Annotated in this window: 16 protein-coding genes, 1 tRNA gene and 2 pseudogenes; 11 read left to right on the top strand and 8 right to left on the bottom strand. The window is 70.5% G+C overall.

Annotated elements, in window-relative coordinates; all coding sequences use genetic code 11:
• Positions 1–120: 120 nt before the first annotated feature.
• The gene (locus tag ACZ58V_RS23525) at positions 121–588 is read left to right on the top strand and encodes an ATP-binding protein (RefSeq protein WP_468196904.1); all 468 of its coding nucleotides are present in this window, start codon (positions 121–123) and stop codon (positions 586–588) included.
• Between the two features lie 88 nt (positions 589–676).
• Here ACZ58V_RS23525 and ACZ58V_RS23520 read toward each other — a convergent pair whose 3' ends face one another.
• Positions 677–3,670: a glycine--tRNA ligase gene (locus ACZ58V_RS23520; protein WP_468196901.1), complete on the bottom strand. Its 2,994-nt coding sequence runs from the start codon at positions 3,668–3,670 to the stop codon at positions 677–679.
• 182 nt (positions 3,671–3,852) lie between these two features.
• Between ACZ58V_RS23520 and ACZ58V_RS23515 the strand changes: the two genes are divergently transcribed.
• Complete coding sequence (locus ACZ58V_RS23515; protein ID WP_471292007.1) at positions 3,853–4,797, top strand: intradiol ring-cleavage dioxygenase; 945 nt, start codon at positions 3,853–3,855, stop codon at positions 4,795–4,797.
• Between the two features lie 9 nt (positions 4,798–4,806).
• A complete protein-coding gene (locus ACZ58V_RS23510; RefSeq protein WP_468196897.1) occupies positions 4,807–5,616 on the top strand; it encodes a triphosphoribosyl-dephospho-CoA synthase in 810 nt (269 codons plus the stop codon).
• On the opposite strand, the gene ACZ58V_RS23505 is transcribed toward ACZ58V_RS23510, so the two are convergent.
• Positions 5,613–7,073: an aminopeptidase P family protein gene (locus tag ACZ58V_RS23505; RefSeq protein WP_471292004.1), complete on the bottom strand. Its 1,461-nt coding sequence runs from the start codon at positions 7,071–7,073 to the stop codon at positions 5,613–5,615. The two genes, ACZ58V_RS23510 and ACZ58V_RS23505, sit on opposite strands and share 4 nt — an antisense overlap.
• A gap of 85 nt (positions 7,074–7,158) precedes the next feature.
• A complete protein-coding gene (locus tag ACZ58V_RS23500; protein ID WP_468196893.1) occupies positions 7,159–8,709 on the bottom strand; it encodes a PP2C family protein-serine/threonine phosphatase in 1,551 nt (516 codons plus the stop codon).
• A gap of 503 nt (positions 8,710–9,212) precedes the next feature.
• Here ACZ58V_RS23500 and ACZ58V_RS23495 point away from each other — a divergent pair.
• Both ACZ58V_RS23495 and ACZ58V_RS23490 read left to right on the top strand, forming a co-directional pair.
• On the top strand, positions 9,213–9,878 hold the full coding sequence (locus ACZ58V_RS23495; protein WP_184593751.1) for a bifunctional DNA primase/polymerase: 666 nt from the start codon (positions 9,213–9,215) through the stop codon (positions 9,876–9,878).
• A gap of 55 nt (positions 9,879–9,933) precedes the next feature.
• The gene (locus ACZ58V_RS23490) at positions 9,934–10,578 is read left to right on the top strand and encodes a hypothetical protein (protein ID WP_468196890.1); all 645 of its coding nucleotides are present in this window, start codon (positions 9,934–9,936) and stop codon (positions 10,576–10,578) included.
• Between the two features lie 243 nt (positions 10,579–10,821).
• Here ACZ58V_RS23490 and ACZ58V_RS23485 read toward each other — a convergent pair whose 3' ends face one another.
• From ACZ58V_RS23485 to ACZ58V_RS23475, 3 genes are all read right to left on the bottom strand, one after another.
• Positions 10,822–11,787, bottom strand: a complete 966-nt coding sequence (locus ACZ58V_RS23485) for a DUF5926 family protein (protein WP_468196888.1) — start codon at positions 11,785–11,787, stop codon at positions 10,822–10,824.
• Between the two features lie 136 nt (positions 11,788–11,923).
• Positions 11,924–12,562, bottom strand: coding sequence for an ATP-binding protein (locus ACZ58V_RS23480; protein WP_359891353.1), 639 nt, complete (start codon positions 12,560–12,562; stop codon positions 11,924–11,926).
• A gap of 153 nt (positions 12,563–12,715) precedes the next feature.
• Positions 12,716–13,543: a glycerophosphodiester phosphodiesterase gene (locus ACZ58V_RS23475; RefSeq protein WP_468196884.1), complete on the bottom strand. Its 828-nt coding sequence runs from the start codon at positions 13,541–13,543 to the stop codon at positions 12,716–12,718.
• 288 nt (positions 13,544–13,831) lie between these two features.
• Between ACZ58V_RS23475 and ACZ58V_RS23470 the strand changes: the two genes are divergently transcribed.
• Together ACZ58V_RS23470 and ACZ58V_RS23465 are read left to right on the top strand one after the other, a co-directional pair.
• The gene (locus ACZ58V_RS23470) at positions 13,832–15,274 is read left to right on the top strand and encodes a S1C family serine protease (protein ID WP_468196882.1); all 1,443 of its coding nucleotides are present in this window, start codon (positions 13,832–13,834) and stop codon (positions 15,272–15,274) included.
• Positions 15,275–15,337: 63 nt separating this feature from the next.
• Positions 15,338–15,424, top strand: a tRNA-Ser gene (locus tag ACZ58V_RS23465).
• 530 nt (positions 15,425–15,954) lie between these two features.
• Here ACZ58V_RS23465 and ACZ58V_RS23460 read toward each other — a convergent pair.
• The gene (locus ACZ58V_RS23460) at positions 15,955–16,179 is read right to left on the bottom strand and encodes a hypothetical protein (protein WP_471291999.1); all 225 of its coding nucleotides are present in this window, start codon (positions 16,177–16,179) and stop codon (positions 15,955–15,957) included.
• A 613-nt stretch (positions 16,180–16,792) separates the two neighbouring features.
• On the opposite strand from ACZ58V_RS23460, the pseudogene ACZ58V_RS23455 reads away from it, so the two are divergent.
• The 4 genes and pseudogenes from ACZ58V_RS23455 to ACZ58V_RS23440 form a co-directional block, all read left to right on the top strand.
• A pseudogene (locus ACZ58V_RS23455) lies at positions 16,793–17,524 on the top strand (ice-binding family protein); the annotation flags it as partial.
• Between the two features lie 71 nt (positions 17,525–17,595).
• Entirely contained in the window at positions 17,596–17,940 is a 345-nt protein-coding gene (locus ACZ58V_RS23450; protein WP_471292718.1) for a hypothetical protein, read from the top strand.
• A 622-nt stretch (positions 17,941–18,562) separates the two neighbouring features.
• Positions 18,563–18,862 (top strand): hypothetical protein, encoded by a 300-nt coding sequence (locus ACZ58V_RS23445; protein ID WP_468196877.1) that lies wholly within the window; start codon positions 18,563–18,565, stop codon positions 18,860–18,862.
• Positions 18,863–19,063: 201 nt separating this feature from the next.
• A pseudogene (locus tag ACZ58V_RS23440) lies at positions 19,064–19,405 on the top strand (glycosyltransferase family 2 protein); the annotation flags it as partial.
• Between the two features lie 19 nt (positions 19,406–19,424).
• Here the strand turns inward: ACZ58V_RS23440 and ACZ58V_RS23435 are convergent.
• Positions 19,425–20,192, bottom strand: coding sequence for a PIG-L deacetylase family protein (locus ACZ58V_RS23435; RefSeq protein WP_471291998.1), 768 nt, complete (start codon positions 20,190–20,192; stop codon positions 19,425–19,427).
• Between the last annotated feature and the right edge of the window lie 3 nt (positions 20,193–20,195).

Here is a 20,195-nt window from a genome sequence, read left to right as displayed (position 1 = left end):
CACCGATCAGGACCAGCGCGCATCCGCCGTATGGGCGGCATCACGTCAACTTCACGCTTACATGCGGGGGCTGGGGGCAATACGTAACGGTATGTCGAGCCGCAGCCAGGAGGCTGGAGCATGAGCATCTGGTGGTCACTCCATCTGCGGCGCGAAGCTGCCAGCGTGCCCCTCGCCAGGCGCCTGCTCATCGGCACGATGGAGTCCGCGGGCGTCGACCCCGACATCTCCTACGACCTCTCCGTGGCCCTCAGCGAGGCCTGCGCGAACGCCGTGGAGCACGGCGGGGACATGGCGCGCGGCCCTGGGTCCGAGGCGTACCGGGTCACGGCCTACCTCGACGGCGAGAAGTGCCGGATCGAGGTCGCCGACGCGGGCCCGGGTTTCCCCGCGTCATCCGTCTCCCGGTCCCGCCCACAGATCCGGCCCGCGCACTCCGACGCGGAGGACGGCAGAGGACTGTGCCTCATCCAGGAGCTCGCCGACCATGTTCACATCGGCAACAAGCCAGGTCGGGGCGGGGCCGTGGTGAGCTTCGACAAGGTCCTCAAGTGGCGCGAGGGCGCCGCGCCGCTGATGGCGGTCTGACCCCGCGGTGCTGTTTCACGTGAAACACCACGCCGTGTGAACCACCACCGCCGTGTTTCACGTGAAACATCTGCTGCCATGTCTGCCCCTACAGCGCACCCCAGTCCAACGTCGTCCGCGCCAGCCCCGCCACCTGCGTGAGCAGCGCCAACCGGGCCGCACGGACCGCCGGGTCGGGGTCCATCACCAGCACCTCGTCGAAGAACGCGCTGATCGCGTCGACCAGCGGCCCGGAGACCTCGATCAGTGCCCCGAGGTCGTCCTCGCGGCCGTGCAGCGCCTCGCGTACGGCCTCGGCGCTCTCGGCGAGGCGCAGTTCGGCGGGCGCGGTCAGCAGGGACAGGTCCGCCGCCTCGACGCCGCCCTCGGGGAGGATGCGCACGACCCGCTGGAACGCGGCGGCGAGTGCCTCGAACGCCTCCGTGCCGATGTGCCGCTCCAGCGTTGCCAGCGTCCGGTCGCCGTGGGCGGGCCGGTCGGCCCACACCAGGACGGCCTGAACGAGCCGGTGTTCGTGCCCGGCGTCCGTGAGCTGCTGCTCATAGCGCCGGGTGATCAGTTCGGCGGCCTCGGCGACCCGCTCGACAGGCACCTCCACGCCTTGCGCCGCATACCGTACGGCCGCCGCGCGCAGCCCGTCGCTCACCCGTACCCCGCCCACGGCGGGCAGGCTCCGCAACACGTTGAGCAGCCCGATCGCGGCCCGGCGCACCCCGTACGGATCGGAACTCCCGGTCGGTGCGGCCCCGATGATGAACATGCCCGTCACCAGGTCGAACCGGTCGGCGAGCGACAGCACGGCACCCGCGTCCCCGGCGGGAAGGGCACCGCCGGCGGAGCGCGGCAACTCCATCTCGGCGAGGGCCCGGGCGACCTCCGCGGACTCACCGGCCCGGCGGGCGTACTCCTCGGCCATCACCCCGGCCAGTCCCGAGAACTCGATCACCATCTGGGACGCCAGGTCGAACTTCGCCAGCGCACCGGCGCGACGGACGACATCCACCGCCTCCTGGGGCAGCCCGGCACGCCCGGCCAGATCGAGGGAGAGGACGGCGAGGCGCTCGGCGCGGTCGGCGACCGTACCGAGCCGGTCCTCGAAGGTCAGCTTGTCCAGCCGGCTCCGGAACTCCGCCGGGGGCACCTTCAGGTCCGCCCGCCAGAAGAACGCGGCGTCCTCGTAACGGGCCCGCAGCACCGCCTCGTTGCCCGCCCGCACCACGTCGTCGTCGCACAGGGCGTTGGCGAAGGTGACGAAGTGCGGCATGAGGCGCTCGCCGTCCAGCACCGGCAGATAGCGCTGGTGCTTGCGCATCACGGTGGTCAGGACGCTCGCGGGCAGTTCGAGATAGCGCTCGTCGAACGACCCCCGCACGGCGTACGGGAACTCCAGGATGTCGGTGATCTCGTCGATCAGGCCGGCCTGGCCCTCCACGTCGATCCGCCCGCCGACCTCGGCTGCCGCCTCCACGGCACCGCGGACCACCGCGCCGCGCCGGGAATCCCGGTCGAGCAGGATGCCGTGCATGTGCAGGAAGTGCGGGTAGCCCTCGGCGGATGTCACCCGGACTTCCGGATACGGGGCCTGACGCTGCACCCGGGTCGTGTCGCCCGCGGAGAGGGAGGAGACCACCACGGGCAGGGGAGTACGCCCCAGCAGGGCGAGCAGCCAGCGCACGGGACGCGAGAACGACAGCCCCGGGTCGCTCCAGCGCATGTTGCGTCCGGCACGCAGCCCGGACACGACCTCGGCCAGCAGCTCGCTGAGCACCTCGACGGCCGAGCGCCCCTCCTCGTGACGGGTGAGCGTCACGTACTCGACCCCGTTGACGTCGACGATCCGCACGTCCGTCGGTTCGGCGCCCTGGCTGCGGGCGAAGCCCAGCAAAGCCGGGGTGGGAGCGCCGTCCTTGAAGGCGGCGGCGACCTTCGGCCCGCGCACGGTCCGCATCGTGTCCCGTTCACGCGGCTGCACGCCGTCGACCGTGATGACGATCCGGCGCGGTGTGGCCATCACGGTGATCGCGCCGTGCCCCAGCCGGGTGTCGGCCAGCTTGGCGGTGACCGACTCGCGCACCGCCTCGGTGGTGGCGGGCACGTCGGCGTACGGCAGTTCCTCCACGCCGATCTCGAACAGCAGTGTCTCGACGCCGGGCACCTTGGGCAGCGCGGGCCGCTCGGCCGGGGCCGGTGCGGCCGCCACGCCGAGCGGATACTCCAGCGAGGCCCGCCGCCGCTCCCACAACTTCGCCGACTCGTGCGTCAGCGAGCGCATCAGCGAGAACGCCTTGGCCCGCTCGGTGGTGCTGATGGCGCCGCGCGCGTCGAGCACGTTGAAGGTGTGGCTGCACTTGAGCACGTACAGGTACGCCGGAACCGGCAGCTCCAGGTCGAGCAGGCGCCGGGCCTCGGCCGCGTAGGCCTCGAAGAGCCGGTGGTTGGTGTCGAGGTCGGCGTCGTCGAGGTAGTAGCGGCTCATCTCGTACTCGTTCTGGCCGAACACCTCGCCGTACGTGATGCCCGGCGCGTAGACGATGTCCTTGAAGTGGGACACGCCCTGAAGGTTCATCAGGATGCGTTCGAGGCCGTACGTGATCTCCACCGACACCGGATCCAGGGCGACACCGCCGACCTGCTGGAAGTAGGTGAACTGGGTGATCTCCATGCCGTCCAGCCAGACCTCCCAGCCCAGCCCCCAGGCGCCGAGCGCGGGTGAGGCCCAGTTGTCCTCGACGAACCGCACGTCGTGTGCGCCGAGGTCGACGCCGAGCGCCCTCAGGCTGCCCAGATACAGCTCCTGAGGGTTGCCGGGGTCGGGCTTGAGGATGACCTGGAACTGGGTGTGCGTCTGGAGCCGGTTGGGGTTCTCGCCGTAGCGCGAGTCGTCCGGCCGTACGCTCGGCTCCACATAGGCCACGCTCCAGGGCTCGGGGCCGAGCACGCGCAGCGCCGTGGCCGGGTTGGCCGTACCGGCTCCGACCTCGGTGTTCAACGGCTGCGTGATCATGCAGCCGTTGTCGCTCCAGTACTTCTGCAGGGTGAGGACGGCGTCCTGCATGGTCAGCGCCGTCTGGACGTTCTTCATGATCGAATCGCCTGTTCCCCGAGTCGGCCCGGCAAGGTCGGCCATGATCTCACACGCCAACTACCGCTGACCTGCTGTTTTTTGACCTGCGGCCCGTTGGCCGGATGCCTCCGGTCGATTCACAGCGGGCTCTCAGCCCAGCCTCACGAACCTGACGGCCGGCGTCCTTAGGTTCCACGTCCATGACGGGAAACCACAAGAACACCTCCATCACCCGGCGCCGTGCCCTCGCGGTCGCGGGCGGCACGGTCGCCGCGGGCGGCCTGGCCGCGGCCGGCTACCAGTCGGCCTTCGCGGACACGACAACGTCCACGACCACGGCGACGACCACGGCTACGACCACCTCCTCCGCGAGCTCCGGCACCTGCATGCAGCTGATGTCGAGCGTCACGGAGGGGCCGTACTACCTCGACGGCGCGCTGGTCCGCAAGAACATCACCGAGGGCAAGAGCGGCGTCCCGCTGACGCTGCGCCTGACCGTCGTGGACGCCACGGACGGCTGCACCCCGGTCCCCGGCGCGGCCGTGGAGATCTGGCACTGCGACGCCTGGGGCTACTACTCCGGCTACACCACCGCGAACCCCGGCGGCTCGGCCCCCGCCGAGAGCGAGGACGGCTCCACCGCGAACGACAAGACCTATCTGCGCGGCTACCAGGTCGCCAACGCCAACGGGGTCGTCAAGTTCGAGACGATCGTGCCGGGCTGGTACACCCCGCGCACCTGCCACATCCACCTGAAGGTCCACACCGGCGGCGCGAAGGAGGACGGCACCTACGAGGGCGGCAAGGTCAACTTCACCGGCCAGCTGTTCTTCGACGACGAGATCGCCGAGTCGATCTTCGCCCTGGAGCCGTACAGCAAGCACAGCGGCAGCTACACCAAGCTCGCCGACGACATGGTCTACGACGGTGGCGGCGCGTCCAGCGGCCTGCTCACGCTCACAGCGGTGCACAAGAAGGACCCGTCCAAGGGCTACAAGGGCTTCCTCACCCTGGGCATCGACCCCGATGCCGAGAACACGGGCGCGGGCAGCGGCGGCGGAGGCGGCGGTACACCCTCGAGCGGCGCCCCCACGGGCGAACCGCCGACGGGCGCCCCCAACCCCTCGTCCTCCCCCTCTTCCTGAGGTACGGCGATGAACAGCCGTGAGGACGAGTCGCTCGCGCAGGCCGCCGTCGACGCGCTGGTCGGCCAACTGGCCCTGGCCCCCAAGCCGGGCCTGCCCGACCCGCGCGATCTGACCGCCCGGGCCACCCGCCGGGACCACAGCGCCCTGCGCTGGTCGGCCAGGGCGCTGCTGCCCGGCCTCACGGCGATGGCAGCGGCGGCCCGCCGCACGGGCGAGCCCAGCGCCCGGCTCCGCGCGGAACTGGGCGCGATCGGCCGCTCCACCGAACACACCGTGGGTCTGACGGGCGGCGGCCACCGGGGCGCCCTGTGGACGCTCGGCCTGCTGGTCGCGGCGGCGGCCCTGAAACCGGGGGCGCGACCGGCCGACACGACGGCCCTGGCCAAGCAGATCGCCGCCCACCCGGACCGCCGCGCCCCACGCCGCCCCTCACGCGGCTCCACGGTGTCGGCCCGCTACGGCGCGGCCGGCGCGAGGGGAGAGGCCAGGGCCGGCTTCCCTCATGTCCGCCGCGCCCTGACCGCCCTCGCCACATCCCGCGCCCAGGGCGCGGACGAGCCCGAGGCCCGCCTGAACGCCCTGCTCACGGTGATGTCCACCCTCCAGGACACCGAACTGCTCCACACCGCGGGCCCGATCGGCCTGCGCCTTGTCCAGGCGGGAGCGCGGGGGGTGCTGGAGGCGGGCGGCACGGCGACGGAGCCGGGTACCGAGGCTCTGCGAGCTCTGGACGCCGACCTCACCAGCCGAGCCTGGAGCCCGAGCGGCAGTGCGCCCCTACTGGCGGGCGCACTGTTCCTGGACCGTCTGCTCTAGTCGGTCTTCAAGGAGGCCATCCACGCCTCGACCTCGTCCGACCGCCGGGGCAGCGCCGCACTCAGGTTCCGGTTCCCACTCTCGGTCACGAGGATGTCGTCCTCGATCCGCACCCCGATACCCCGGTACTCCTCCGGCACGGTCAGATCGTCGGCCTGGAAGTACAACCCGGGCTCGACGGTCAGACACATCCCCGGCTCCAGCACACCGTCGACATACGTCTCGGTCCGCGCGGCAGCGCAGTCGTGCACGTCCATCCCGAGCATGTGACCTGTGCCGTGCAACGTCCACCGCCGCTGCAGCCCCAGCTCCAGGACCCGCTCCACCGGCCCCTCGACGAGCCCCCACTCGACCAGCTTCTCCGCCAGCACCCGCTGCGCGGCATCATGGAAGTCCCGGTACTTCGCACCCGGCTGCACGGCCGCGATCCCGGCCTCCTGAGCCTCGTACACCGCGTCGTAGATCTTCTTCTGGAGCTCGCTGAACCGCCCGTTGACCGGCAGCGTGCGCGTCACATCCGCCGTGTAGTACGTGTGCGTCTCCACACCCGCGTCGAGCAGCAGCAGATCGCCCGACCGCACGGGCCCGTCGTTGCGCACCCAGTGCAGCGTGCAGGCGTGCGGCCCGGCCGCGGCGATCGTGCCGTAGCCGACGTCGTTGCCCTCCACACGCGCGCGGAGGAAGAACGTGCCCTCGATGTACCGCTCGGAGGTCGCCTCGGCCTTGTCGAGGACCTTCACCACGTCCTCGAAGCCGCGCACGGTCGAGTCGACCGCCTTCTGCAGCTCCCCGACCTCGAAGTCGTCCTTGACCAGCCGCGCCTCGGAGAGGAAGACCCGCAGCTCCTCGTCGCGCTCGGCGGTGACCTTGTCGGTCAGCGCGGCCTCGATGCCGGCGTCGTACCCGCGTACGACCCGCACCGGACCGGTGGCCTCGCCCAGCGCCCCGGCCAGCTCGCGCACATCGGAGGCGGGGATGCCGTACAGCTGCTCCGCCTCGGTCAGGGAGTGGCGGCGGCCGACCCACAGCTCGCCCTGGCCGTCCAGCCAGAACTCGCCGTTCTCCCGGTCGGAACGCGGCAGAAGGTAGATCGTCGCCTCATGGCCCTCGCCCTCGGGCTCCAGGACCAGGACACCGTCCTCCGTCTGGTTGCCGGTGAGGTAGGCGTACTCGACGGAGGCGCGGAAGGCGTACTCGGTGTCGTTCGAGCGGGTCTTCAGGTTGCCCGCGGGGATCACCAGACGCTCGCCCGGGAAGCGCGCGGACAGCGCGGCCCGGCGGGCGGCGGTCTCGGCGGCCTGGGGGACGGGCTCGAGGTCACGCAGCTCGGTGTCGGCCCAGCCGCTCTTCATGTTCTCGGCAAGCTCGTCGGACACGCCGGGGTACAGTCCGTTCTTCCGCTGCTTGATCGGCTCTTCTTCGGCAGTCTCCGGGGTCTCCGAGAGCTCTTCTGCCACGGCGGTCAACCTCCTCGTTACGGCTCTGGGCCATCGTCCACTGTACGGCGGCGCGGAAGAGGCCTCAGGGCGATGACGAGGAGCGTTACTCGAACCGCACCGCCAGCAGCACGACATCCTCCGTACCGTCCTCCCCCAGTCTCGAATTCGCTCGACCGGGAGGTACCCCCCCGTCCAGCCCGGCCGGCAGCACGCTCCGCAGGACGTGGTCGGCGATCGCGCCCGGGTCGCAGCGCAGCGCCCGCGGCACTCCGGCCGCCGCCGCGTGCAGCCGGGCGAAGGCACGGTCGGTGGCCTCGCCGGTGCGGTGCAGCAGCCCGTCGGTGTACAGCAGAACCGTCTCTCCACGCTCGGCGAGGATCTCCACGCTCGGCGCCTCCCAGCACGCGAGCATGCCGAGCGGGGCGGAGACCGACGTCTCCACGAACTCCGTGCGGCGCTGCCCGATGAGCAGTGGCGGGCTGTGCCCGGCGCCGGCCAGCGTGATCTTGCGGGCGGCCGGTTCGCAGTAGCCGAACAGCGCGGTGGCCGAGCGGGCCGGCTCGGTCAGCCGCAGCAGCAGCTCCAGGTCGGACAGGACCGCGACCGGATCCTCCCCCTCCATCACGGCGTACGCGCGCAGGGAAGCCCGCAGGCGTCCCATGGCGGCGACCGCGCTGGGCCCCGACCCCGTGACGGAGCCGACGGCGAGGCCGAGGGCGGCGTCGGGCAGCGGCAGCGCGTCGTACCAGTCGCCGCCGCCGCGCGGGCCGGTGCGGTGCCGGGCGGCGAGCTGGACACCGGGCACCCGCGGCAGCCGCGAGGGGAGCAGCTCGTCCGACATCGTCGCCATGGCCGTGCGCGTGCGCTCCAGCTCGAGGAGCCGGGCGAGGTGTTCGGCGGCGTACTTGGCGTACAGGCCGACGAGGTGGCGCCGGCGCTCGTCCGGCTCGGCGGGTTCGTCGTAGAGCCAGACGGCGGCACCGAGGCGGCCCGCGGTCCCGGTGGACAGGGGCAGGGCGTAGCTGGCGGCGTAGCCGAGACGGGCCGCGACCTCGCGGTGGCGGGGGTCGAGTCCCTCCGCGGCGAACAGGTCGGGCTCGGCGATGCCGTCCTCACCGCCCGGCAGCCCGTCGAGGATCCGGCCGTAGGACAGGGCGCTGCGCGGCACGGTCTCGATGTGGCCGAGGTCGGCGCGGGCCAGGCCCAGGCCGATGGTGGTGTCCGGGCCGAGGCCGTCGCCGGGTTCCAGCACGACGAGTCCACGCCGGGCGCCCACGAGGGCGGCGCCGGCCCGCAGCACTTCCTGGAGTGCCTCGTCGAGCGTGGCCGTACGGGCCAGGCGCTCGGTCAGTTCGTGGAGGGTGGTGAGGTCGGAGACCCAGCCGGCGAGACGGTCCTGCAGTACCGCGCCGGGTGGGGCCGGGGGGTTTGCGGGGACAGCCGGGGAGGTACCCGGCGCGCTGGGCGCGACAGTGTGTGCGGGTGCCGGAACCGTTGAATCGATTCCGGCCACTTTCGGAGGGTGCGGGGCGTTCATGGTCTCCGGCCTTCCGACCGGCGCGTACTGCTCAAAAGCATCGCAAACCCCCATGTCATTCTGCGCCGCCAGCAGTGTCTCCACATGTACACGCACTCGTGAGGAGATGTCCAGCATTGTCCTGCCGGGATTCCTGGTGTCCGTGAGCCCCGAGGGAACAACTCCCCTTCCTCTTGCAGAAATGCAAAGTTGGCTTAAAACTGCCGCAGTGGACGGCTTATTGCGGTCGACTGGGCTTGCTCGACGGAGCGTCACGACGGTCGTGATGGGTACGTACTCGGTGAAGGCCAGGGGTGGTTGGGAATCACCCGGAACCTGGCGACGGACCCGGGCGTCCTATCCACCGACGACCGTGCCCCATCCTCCCGTGGCGGAGGCGGAGAGAAATACGCGCGACGGCAAACGCCATACTTCGCCACCCCTACGCCACGCCCGTGTTTTTGATACACGCAGTACGGGCGGGACGGCCGCGGAGGCAGCCAAAGCTCGACCCATAGGGGTTCCCCCTGCTCGCGGCAGGGGTGTGATGCGCCAACAGGTACGCACAGTGAAGTGATCGACACATGTTGTGATGTGGACCACGGTGTTGCCAGGCGTGCAACGGAAAGGAACGAGCGCTCATGCGCGAGATCCTCGGAAGGCGACGCAGGCTCCTGTCCAAGCGCGGTGACGGGACGCCTGAGCTGATCGGCGCGGCCCTGACTTACGCGACGGAATGGCAGTGGCCCGTACTCCCGGGCGTGGCGGCGGACCCGCAGGGGACGGGCCGTTGCGGCTGCCCCGACCCCGAGTGCACGGTGCCCGGCGCGCACCCCTTCGACCCCGGCCTCCTCGCGGCCACCACCGACGGACGCATGGTCCGCTGGTGGTGGGGCAATCGGCCCACGGCGCCGATCGTGATGGCCACCGGCGGCAAGGCACCCTGCGCGGTGTCGCTGCCCGCCCTGCCGGCCGCCCGCGCCCTCGAGGCGCTCGACCGGATGGGCATGCGGCTCGGCCCGGTCGTCGCCTCCCCCGCCCGCTGGGCGATCCTCGTGAAGCCGTACTCCATGGAGCAGCTCGGCGAACTGCTCTACGCCAAGGACTTCGTGCCCGGCTCCCTCCGCTTCCACAGCGAGGGCGGCTATCTGGCCCTGCCGCCGTCCGAGACGGGCCAGGGCGAGATCCGCTGGGAGCGGGCGCCGCTGCCCGGCTCCGCCTCGCCGTGGGTGCCCGATGTCGAGGCCGTGGTGGACGCCGTGGTCGAAGCCCTCACTCGTACGGGTGTGAGCGCGCCCGAGTTCTAGGACCGTCGGGCGCGCCGGGCCCGGCCTCGGCCCCGGGGCGTTAAGTTCCGGGTTCATGCCGCGTCATGCCCGGGGGCGCTCCCGGGACCCCCGAAAGACCAGACTGCTCGCCCTCGCGGGCGTCGTGGCGGTATGTGCGGTCGCACTGCCGCTGGCGGTGGCGTCCGCGGGCTCCGTGCATTCCGATCGGCATTCCGTTCGTTCGGAGGGCGCCGCCGAACGCGGTGGCCCCGCCTCCGGTTCCGTGCAGGACGAGGTACGTCCCTCCCCGGGTGCCGACGACAAGGCGCTCGGGGTGTCCAAGAGCGCGCCCTCCGCCGTTCCCACCCTGCCCACGCTCGGCCAGGGCCTGGCGACCGCCGTGCGCTGCGGTCCCGAAGTTTCCTCCCCCGACGGCATCGAGGCGCAGACCTGTGTCGTGACGCAGGGTGCGCGGACCTGGGCGCGGACCTACTACCGCAACGCGACCGGCGAGGCGTTGGACGCCGTACTGACCCTGATGGAGCCCGGTGCCCGGACCGTGCGGATGACGTGCGCGGTGAGCCCCGAGGACGAGCCGCGGACGTGCGAGACGCCCCGGGAGCCGGTGCGGGGGAATCTGGCGGCGTACACGGCGGTCGCGGAGTTCGCCCGGCGGGCGGGACAGGGGCCGCTGCTGCTGCGCTCGGGAAGCAACTCACCCGCGTGGACGGGTAGTTGACGAGCGGCTGCGCTCGGTGAACGGTCGCACGGACGAAAAGACCCGGTTGCTGGCGACGGGGGATGCACCAGCAACCGGGCTACAGGAACGGTAACAAGAGATCGGCGGTTCGCAAATTCGCTCTCGCCCTTTCCAGTCACCGACTGGCTTGTCTCCAGCGGGAGTTGTGAGGGGAGTCACCCGTCCCGAGGCGTGCGGGTCCGGCGGGCCGGGGTGGCGGCCGGCCGGACCCGTCGGCGAACGTCAGCTGAGCGTGACCTGCCGGTTGGTGAGGCCGCCGCGGGCGCGGCGCTCGTCCGGGGTGAGCGGCGCTTCCGTGGCCAGGGCGGTGGCGAGGCGTTCGGCGAACTCCGCCGCCGGCTTCTCCACGTCCTCGGCCGTGACCCCGCTCGGCAGGTCCCACACCGGCACCGTGAGCCCGTGAGCGCGGAAGGAGCCCACCAGGCGGGTGCCCTCGCCGAGGCTGGAGCCGCCCGCGGCGTGCAGCCGCGCGAGAGCGTCCAGAAGCTGCTCCTCGGCGTGTGGCATGACCCAACGCAAATGGTTCTTTTCCGGCGTCTCGCACCAGTAGGCGGCGTCCACGCTCTGGAGCTTGACGGTCGGGATGGCCGCGGCGTTGGCCCGCTCCAGGGAGGCGGTCACCTCCGGCGTGGCGTTCTCCGTGTCCGGGACCCAGAACTCGAATCCGCTGTGCACTTCTGGCGCGAAGGTGCCTTCCGGGTCGAGCAGATCCTGCAGCCGCGGACCGCCGGCCGGGGCGCGGCGGCCCTGCACGGGCGTACCGGGCTGGGCCTCCAGGGCGCGCTGGAGGGTGTCGGCGAGGTCGCGGCTGATGTCGCCGGACGAGGTGTCGTTCTGCAGGCCGAGCAGGACCGAGCCGTCGTCACGGCGCAGGGCGGGCCAGGCCATCGGCAGGACCGTGGCCAGTGTGACCGCGGGGACGCCCTCGGGCAGGCCGTCCTTGAGGGGCAGTTCGACCGTGGCCGCCGGGACCAGCTCGCGCAGGGCCACCCAGTCGCACTCGCCGGGCAGGCCCTCGAAGGGGCGGTGCACCAGCTCGGTCGCGGCGTGGGACGCGGCCCGGCCGTGACAGGCCTTGTAGCGGCGGCCGCTGCCGCAGGGGCAGGGCTCGCGGGCGCCTACAACCGGGACCTCGCCATCCGTGATCTGCGGGCGCTTGGCCTTCGTCTGGGGTCGCTTCTTGGCCATCGATGGTCTCCCGGTTACGGCTCGTCTCGTACGGTCGCGAGCCTAGCCGTTCGGGCCTCGGGCGACGGGATCCTGTGGACAACACTCGGTGCAGCGCCGCGTACGGGCGCTCGGTGCCCAGCACTCGGTCCAGCGCTCAGTCCATGTCCTCGAAGGCGTCCGCGAAGTCGAGCCCGGGTATCTGGGACACCGCCGGGGCCGCGACGCGCGTCACGAAGTCGTCGCGGCGGTGGCCGGCGTCCGGGTCGTACACGTCGTCGTGGACGATGACCCACACCGTGACCTCGCCGCGGATGTCGTCGCGTACGCCCCAGTCGTCGGCCAGCGCGGTGATGATGTTCAGCCCGCGGCCGCCGTGCGCCGTGACCGACGGGGTCGCCGGGGCGGGGCGGGTCGGGCCGCCGCCGTCCGTGACCTCGACGATGAGCCTGCCGGCCGGGTCCACACGCCACGCGGCAAGCACGTCGCCGTCACCGGACAGGGCGTCGCCGAGTGGCCTGCCGTGTTTGCACGCGTTGCTCAAAAGTTCGGAAAGGATCAGTACGGCGTCGTCGATGACCGAATCCGCTACGCCACCGCTGCGCAACTGTGAACGCATACGGTGCCTTGCTTTCCCCACGCCCGCAGGGCCATGGGGTACGGCCATGCTCGACGACGTGGGCACCTCCTGTGCCACCACCAACGCCACCCCCGAGACCTCCTTCGCCCCACGCCACGGTGTGGATGCCCCATTGGCCTGTACCGGAAACCGGCCAATCAACGTCCTGTGACGCATTCACCACGATCGAATACGGACCGAACGCGCCGGAGCACTCCCCGTAATCGCATGGCTTGTTTTCGTCGGTGTGGCCGAGACGGGAGGATCCCGCCCGTCAAGGCGTGAGGTCAAGGGGTGTGCGTGGGTCTGGTGGGACTTGTGTGGTCGGCCTCAGCGGCCGAGGCGGTCCAGCACGGCACGCGGACGGTTGGTGATGATGGCGTCGATGCCGAGGTCGATGCAGAGATCCACGTCCTCCGGCTCGTTCACGGTCCACACGTGCACCTGGTGGCCGGCCCGTTTCAGGCGCTCCACATAGACGGGGTGGTTGCGCACGATCCGGATCGAGGGGCCGGCGATCCCCACGCCCAGGGGCAGTCGCCCGTCCCGCAGCCGGGGCGAGGCGAACTGCGTCAGGTAGACCGTCGGCAGGGTCGGCGAGGCGGCCCGCACCCGGTGCAGCGAGCGGGCCGAGAAGCTCATCACCCGCACCCGGGACTCCTCGGCGGTGGCCGGGGTGTCGAGGCCGAAGCGCTTCAGCAGGGCCAGCAGCCGCTCCTCGACCTGTCCCGCCCAGCGCGTGGGGTGCTTGGTCTCGATGGCCAGTTCCACCCGGCGCCCGGCGTCGGCGACGAGTCCGAGCAGCCGCTCCAGGGTGAGTACGGAGGTCGCCTCGCGGTCCTCCGGGGGGTGCTCCCAGTCGGGTTCCTCGTCGCGCCCCTTCCAGGCCTCGCGCGTCTTCCACGAGCCGAAGTCCAGGGCGGCGAGGTCGGCGAGCTCCAGGGCGGAGACCGCGCCGCGGCCGTTGGACGTACGGTTGATCCGGCGGTCGTGCACACACACGAGGTGGCCGTCGGCGGTGAGGCGCACATCGCACTCGAGGGCGTCCGCACCGTCCTCGATCGCCTTGGTGTACGCGGCCAGGGTGTGCTCCGGGGCCTCCTCGGAGGCTCCGCGGTGGGCGACGACTTGAATCACATGCTGCCGTGCGTGGGTCACCGCGTCATGGTGCCACCGAGTCCGGGTACGCGTCCGGTCGTACGGACCCGACGGATTCACAGGCCCGTACGGAGGCGCCGGAATTGCATCCTTTTCGCCAGTAATGACCTATATAAAGAATGGCCGCGGACCCACAGCCACCGCTTATGGTGCTCTGACGTCCCGTGGGAAAAGCTGACGGCATACAAAGGGACAAGCACAGCTGTATCGCGCCGGACCGTCGCCAGCGTGAAAAAGCGTGACCGAGTGCGACCCAGGAAAAGCAGCCGTGGATCGAGGAGAGAAGCTGTGAGCACCGAGAACGAGGGCACCGCGGTACCCCCCGCCCCGTCCGCACCCCCCGTGCCGGTGGATGCTCCCGCTGCTCCGGCGCCCCAGGGGCCGTACGGGCAGGACGCCCAGGGGCAGGCCGCTCATGGAGAGGGCGCTTCCGGTGCCGCCGGGCATCCCGGCGGTTCCTCCTCCGCCCCCGACCCCTCCTGGCCGCCGCCCCCGCCCCCGGCCACCCCGTCGTACGGCGACGGCGGTGCCGGATCGTCGTACGGCGACGGCGGTGCCGGCTACGGAGCGGGCGGCTGGGGTTCCTCCTACCAGCAGCCGGCGCCGAAGCCCGGCCGCGGCCGCGGTGGTCTGGTCGTCGCGATCCTGGCTGCCGCGCTGGTCGCGGGCGGTCTGGGCGGCGGCCTCGGCTACACCCTGGCGAAGAACAACGACGAGACCTCCGGCTCCACGACGGTCTCCGCCTCCACCAGCGGCGGCGACGTCAAGCGCGACCCGGGCACGGTCGCGGGCGTGGCCGCCAAGGCGCTGCCGAGCACGGTCACGATCGAGGCCGAGAGCAACAGCGGCGAGGGCGGCACCGGTACGGGCTTCGTCTTCGACAAGCAGGGCCACATCGTCACCAACAACCACGTGGTGGCGGGCGCGGTGGACGGCGGCAAGCTCACGGCGACCTTCCCGAGCGGCAAGAAGTACGACGCCGAGGTGGTCGGCCACGCGCAGGGCTACGACGTGGCGGTCATCAAGCTCAAGAACGCCCCCTCCGACCTGAAGCCCCTCACCCTCGGCGACTCGGACAAGGTGGCCGTCGGCGACGCGACCATCGCGATCGGCGCCCCCTTCGGGCTGTCCGACACGGTGACGACGGGCATCATCAGCGCCAAGAACCGCCCGGTGGCCTCCAGCGACGGCAGCGGCAGCCAGGCGTCGTACATGAGCGCCCTGCAGACCGACGCCTCGATCAACCCGGGCAACTCCGGCGGTCCGCTGCTGGACGGGCAGGGCAACGTCATCGGCATCAACTCCGCGATCCAGTCCACCGGCAACGGCGGCTTCGGCACCGGCCAGTCCGGCTCGATCGGCCTGGGCTTCGCCATCCCGATCAACCAGGCCGAGTACGTCGCCCAGGAGCTGATCAAGAACGGCAAGCCGGTGTACGCGAAGATCGGCGCGTCCGTCTCCCTGGACGACAGCTCGGACGGCGCGCAGATCACCGACCAGGGCGCGGGCGGCGCGGCACCGGTCGAGCCCGGCGGCCCGGCCGCCAAGGCGGGCCTCAAGCCCGGCGACGTCATCACCAAGCTCGACGACCGGGTGATCGACTCCGGCCCCACCCTGATCGGCGAGATCTGGACCCACAAGCCCGGCGACAAGGTCACGATCACCTACGAGCGCGGCGGCAAGCAGCAGACGGTCGACGTCACCCTGGGCTCGCGCACCGGCGACAGCTGACACCCACCCGCGCGCACCGACCCGTTACCCTTGTCCCCGCGCCGCCGATCACGGCCGGCGCGGGGAGGCGTGCCCGAGCGGCCGAAGGGAACGGTCTTGAAAACCGTCGTGGCAGCGATGTCACCGTGGGTTCAAATCCCACCGCCTCCGCGCAGGTCATAGATATTGCAGGTCAGGAGGGGCGCCTCTCGCTGAGGGGCGCCTCTTCCGCATGGGGTCTGTCTCACCTTGATCCGGCTGTGTCGCGTTGTTGATCAGTGCATGTGGACCAGGCGTGGACCAAGAACGCGTGCGGTGCAGCCGCTTGGCATCGGCCGTGATCCGCAGGTGACGGGCGGGGCTGATCGCTGGACGCTCGGAGACCGAGCGACGTGGGTGGGCTGCCCGTGGGGCACATCCCTGGCCACCGGAACCGGCTCCTACTGCCCGGCTCATGCCAAGGCCCAGCCCAAACGCGCCGACGCCCGCTGGCCCACGGCCTCGGGGCCCCGAACCACGCGATCCCGAGGCCGCCGGTCACCAGTCAGTTAACCGGAGAGAAGCGCGGCCCCGCCTGTATGAGGGGAACAGGCCCTGGACCGCTACGCCTCGCCAGTATCACTGGTCCAACGGGCACAGCCCGGCAGCGACACGCATCCTTCAGCACTCCGCACCACAGGCGTCGGCGGTCTGAGGTTCGGTCACTTGAGGGTGACCCCTTGTTGTTCTTGGGGTTGTCGGAGGTCTTCCACAGAACCGACTCCCAGCCGGGCCTGCACACGGCCGCCAAGCTCACCCATGACGATGCCGATACGTCCCTTGACGGTGTCCTTCGCCAGTGCACCGATGGCTGGTCTGCTGGTTGCCCGCCACGCAAGGAGCATCGCGATCCGGGGGGCATACCAGAGGGTCGACCGCCAGTTCATGGCCAACGCCTTCGCCCACGCCACGTTCGGCGACCGGGACGACACTCACCAGGCGATCGGGGAAGCGCACCGCCGATCGGAGCAGACCCAGGCGAGCGATCCGGTCCCGTCATGGTGGCGTACTTCGATGAGCCGAAGCTCTGTGGACACGGGTATTGCCCATGGCCGACTGGCCGGCGCGGACGCGGCTGGGCCAGGGCAAGCTCGACCAGGCATGAGGTACGGCGCCTGTTGCTCGGCCTCAGGGTCTTCTCCAGGCTCGTCGTTTCGCCGTTGATCGCATCCAACGCCCAACCCTGGATGGTCGGTATCGGTGTCGGTGGCGTCGTATTCGGCGGGTTGCAGGCGGGCATCTGGCGAGGCTCTAGCCCCCAAATAGGTGAGAGCGGCTGCCAACCCATTTTCACAGAATCTGAGATCGGGAAGCAGCTTCGCCCCCGTGCAAGTCAACGGCGGGGAATCGCGATTTGGTGACGTTCCCCAGTCCCCCGTCCGGAGTGCAGCAGTCAGCGCCGTCCGGCCCATTAAGCATTATTAAGCATTTCGTGATTGGTTGGTCAATTCCAGCGAAGGCCCTTGAGGCGACCGTGAATCGATCGCTTCCTCGAATAATATGCCATCGTCAGAACCGCCGATGCAGGCATCACCCCTCACAGGAATTGGCCCCTCGATGACACTGAATTTCCCTGGTGCGTCACGATGGCGCTCCATGTCGCTTTGGATCGCTGCGGTAGTAACCGCGCTGATCGCCGCTGCTGTGATCGCGATGTCGCCGACACGCGCTGAAGCCGTTGCCACGCCTGTGCCTCTGGGTACGGCAGGCGATTACGGAGTACTGGCGGGTTCGACAGTCACCAACACCGGCCCGACGACGGTCGAGCGTAACGTCGGGGTGAGTCCGGGTACGGCGATCGTGGGGTTCCCGCCCGGCGCGGTGCTGCCGCCCGGAACCATCCACGCCGCTGACGCCGAGGCTCTCCAGGCCCAGAGCGATCTGACCACGGCGTACAACCAGGCTGCCGGGCAGGCACCGGACGTCACGTACACCGGAGACCCCGTTGAGCTCGGTGGCCAGACGCTGGTTCCGGGCGTCTACAAGGTGCCCGTCAGTGCCCAGATCACCGGCACCCTCACCCTGAACGGCCAGGGCAACCCCAACGCGGTCTGGGTGTTCCAGGTCGGTTCGACGCTGACGACGGCGTCCGCGAGCTCGGTGAGTTTCACCAATGGCGCCAACCCGTGCAACGTGTACTGGCAGATCGGCAGCTCGGCCACTCTCGGTACCGGCACCAGGTTCGTGGGCAACGTTCTCGCCTTGACCACGATCACTGCCAACACGAATACGACCGTCAACGGCCGGCTGCTGGCCCGCAACGGCGCCGTGAATCTGGACACCAACACGATCTTCCAGGGTGAGTGCGGGACCAGTCCCACCGGGACTCCGACGGGCACTCCCACTGGGACTCCGACTGGGACTCCGACGGGCACTCCCACTGGGACTCCGACTGGGACTCCGACGGGCACTCCGACTGGGACTCCGACGGGCACTCCCACCGGGACTCCGACGGGCACTCCGACGGGCACTCCGACTGGGACTCCGACGGGCACTCCCACCGGGACTCCGACGGGCACTCCCACGGGCACTCCCACCGGGACTCCGACTGGGACTCCGACGGGCACTCCCACCGGGACTCCGACTGGGACTCCGACGGGCACTCCCACGGACGGCGGCCATCACGACGGGGGCAAGAAGCACGATGAGCACGGCCATCATGACGGGGGCAAGAAGCACGATGAGCACGGCCATCATGACGGGGGCAAGAAGCACGATGAGCACGGCCATCACGACGAGGGCAAGAAGCACGATGAGCACGGCCATCACGACGAGGGCAAGAAGCACGATGGGCATGACAGCCATGGCTGGGCAGACGTCCCGTCGTGGTCTGGGCGGTAGCTGACCCGGCCATGTGCCTGGTAGGGATTGCCTGGCTTCTGGCATAGGGATCAGCAGCCAGTGGAACAAACGGCGCGCGGCGGATCGTCATCGATTCCGTCGCGCGCCGTAGCCGTGCCGGGGGGTGTGAGCATCGCTGGAGCGAAGCGTCATGCACCCGCCTGGTCGCTGCCTGAGTGATTGCAACAGGAGGCCGTCGGCACTCCTCGTGGCGTGATGCCCGATTCCACGGATCAGAAGGCTGCGGGCCCCTCCGGTGAGGGGAACGAGGCTGTGCGGACCGATTCTTCGACCCCTTTCTGCGGGCGGTCCTGGGCGGACCAAGCAGGGGCCTCTCCTCCTTTCGGCCGATGAGGCCGCACGATCTTTCTCGGGTATTCGGGTGATAAGGCCGATAATCCGCCCAGGTAGGGGAAGCATGAGACTGCCATGGCTTCACCGATTCCATCGGCGTCCATCCGCGTCAAGGAGACAGAAATGCGTCGAAGCGCCAGCGTGCTGATCGCATCAGGGGCTCTTGTTGCTGCCCTCGGATCCCCGGCAATCGCCGACGATAACATCGTCGCTCTGATCCCCATTAAAGTGGAAAACACTACCAGCGTTCTGAACAACCCCAACGTTCTGAACAACCCGAGTGTTCTGAACAACCCGAGCGTCCTGAACAACCCCAGCGTCCTGAACAACACTGACGTGGACGACGATGACGTTGTGATTCTGGACCAGGATTGACAGTTCGGTGCCCCCGGCTTCGTCGGGGGCACCGCAGCATCAAGGAAAGCAGTGAACCCCGTGTAGACCACGGCCCCCGCGAGGCCCTGGTGGACGGGGGCAGGAGGTGGGTTGCCCCAGCGGCCGAAGGGAGGGGCTGTCGAGCGTGCTCGGCAGCCCCTCTCGCGTGTTCGTCGTGGAGTGGGGGCGCGAGCAGTGATTTCGCGGGTGCTGGACCTCATGCCCGACGGGTCGACGGCCGGGTTTCCCGGCGACCCCGACCAGGGGCCGATCGAGCGCGGGGCCGTGCTCGACCACTGGAAGTCGAACGGCTTCCTCGCGCAGGTCCGTCCGGCGTCGCTGTGCGTCCCGGCCGGCCCTGGCGGGTGGATGGCCCTGCCCGCTTCGGAGGGGGCGGGGCTGCTGTACCGGAAGTGGGAGGGGCAGGTGACCGGGCCGGCGGCCCATGTAGACCGGGTCGAGCGGGATGCCCGGATGGCCGTCGTGGTAGCCCGGGCCCGGGCGCTGTCGGGGCTGCGGTGGAGTTCTCCGGTGGGGCACTGACCGGCGCGCGGGCACCGGCCTAGGGCCGGAGTTCCGTGTGCGGCGGTGCCGTGCCCGCGAGGTCGTGGCGGATGTACCACTCGGTGCCGAGCAGCCGCTCCCGCTCGGGTGCCGGCAGGGCGGCGATCAGGCCCGGGGCGGCTCCCCGTGCCACCTCGGTGCGGTGGGCCAGGACGGCCGCGGTCTTCTGCTCCAGCCAGGGGGTGACGTCGGCGGTCGCCGTGATGCGGTCGTCGGGGACGGTGTGCATCGTCTTGCCCGTGGCGGCCAGGTGCCCGCCCCACCCCCGGACGGCGGAGTGCGGGTGCGTGGCCAGGTACAGGGCGCTCGGCTGCCAGGGCTCGCCGGCGTCGGGGTAGAGGCGTTCGAGTCCGGCGGCGTGGACCGCGAGCAGGGTCATGCGGTGGGTGTGCACATGGTCCTCGTGACCGGTCAGGCCGCCGTACGCGTCGTGGGTGACGACGATCTCCGGGCGGACGTCGCGGATCTGTGCGACCAGTTCCCCCACCGCCTCGTCGAGCGGGGCGTCGCACCAGCGCGGTCTGCCGGGGGCCGAGTGCGGCACGCGAGAGTCGGCGTGGCCGAGCATGCGTGGCTGGCCGGCGCCGAGGATGTGGCATGCCTCGGCCAGTTCCGCGGCGCGTGGGGTGTCCGCCGCCCAGGTCGCGGTGACGACCGTCGTGCGAGCGCCCGCGGACGCGGAACGGGCGAGGACGCCGCCCGCCACCAGGGACTCGTCGTCGGGGTGGGCGAAGACCGCGAGCAGGCTCGGTGACGGTGACGGCATCGG

The sequence above is a fragment of the Streptomyces sp. NPDC040589 genome (assembly GCF_055594445.1).
The sequence above is the reverse complement of the archived record's forward strand: the minus strand, read 5'-3'. Positions and strand labels throughout refer to the sequence as shown.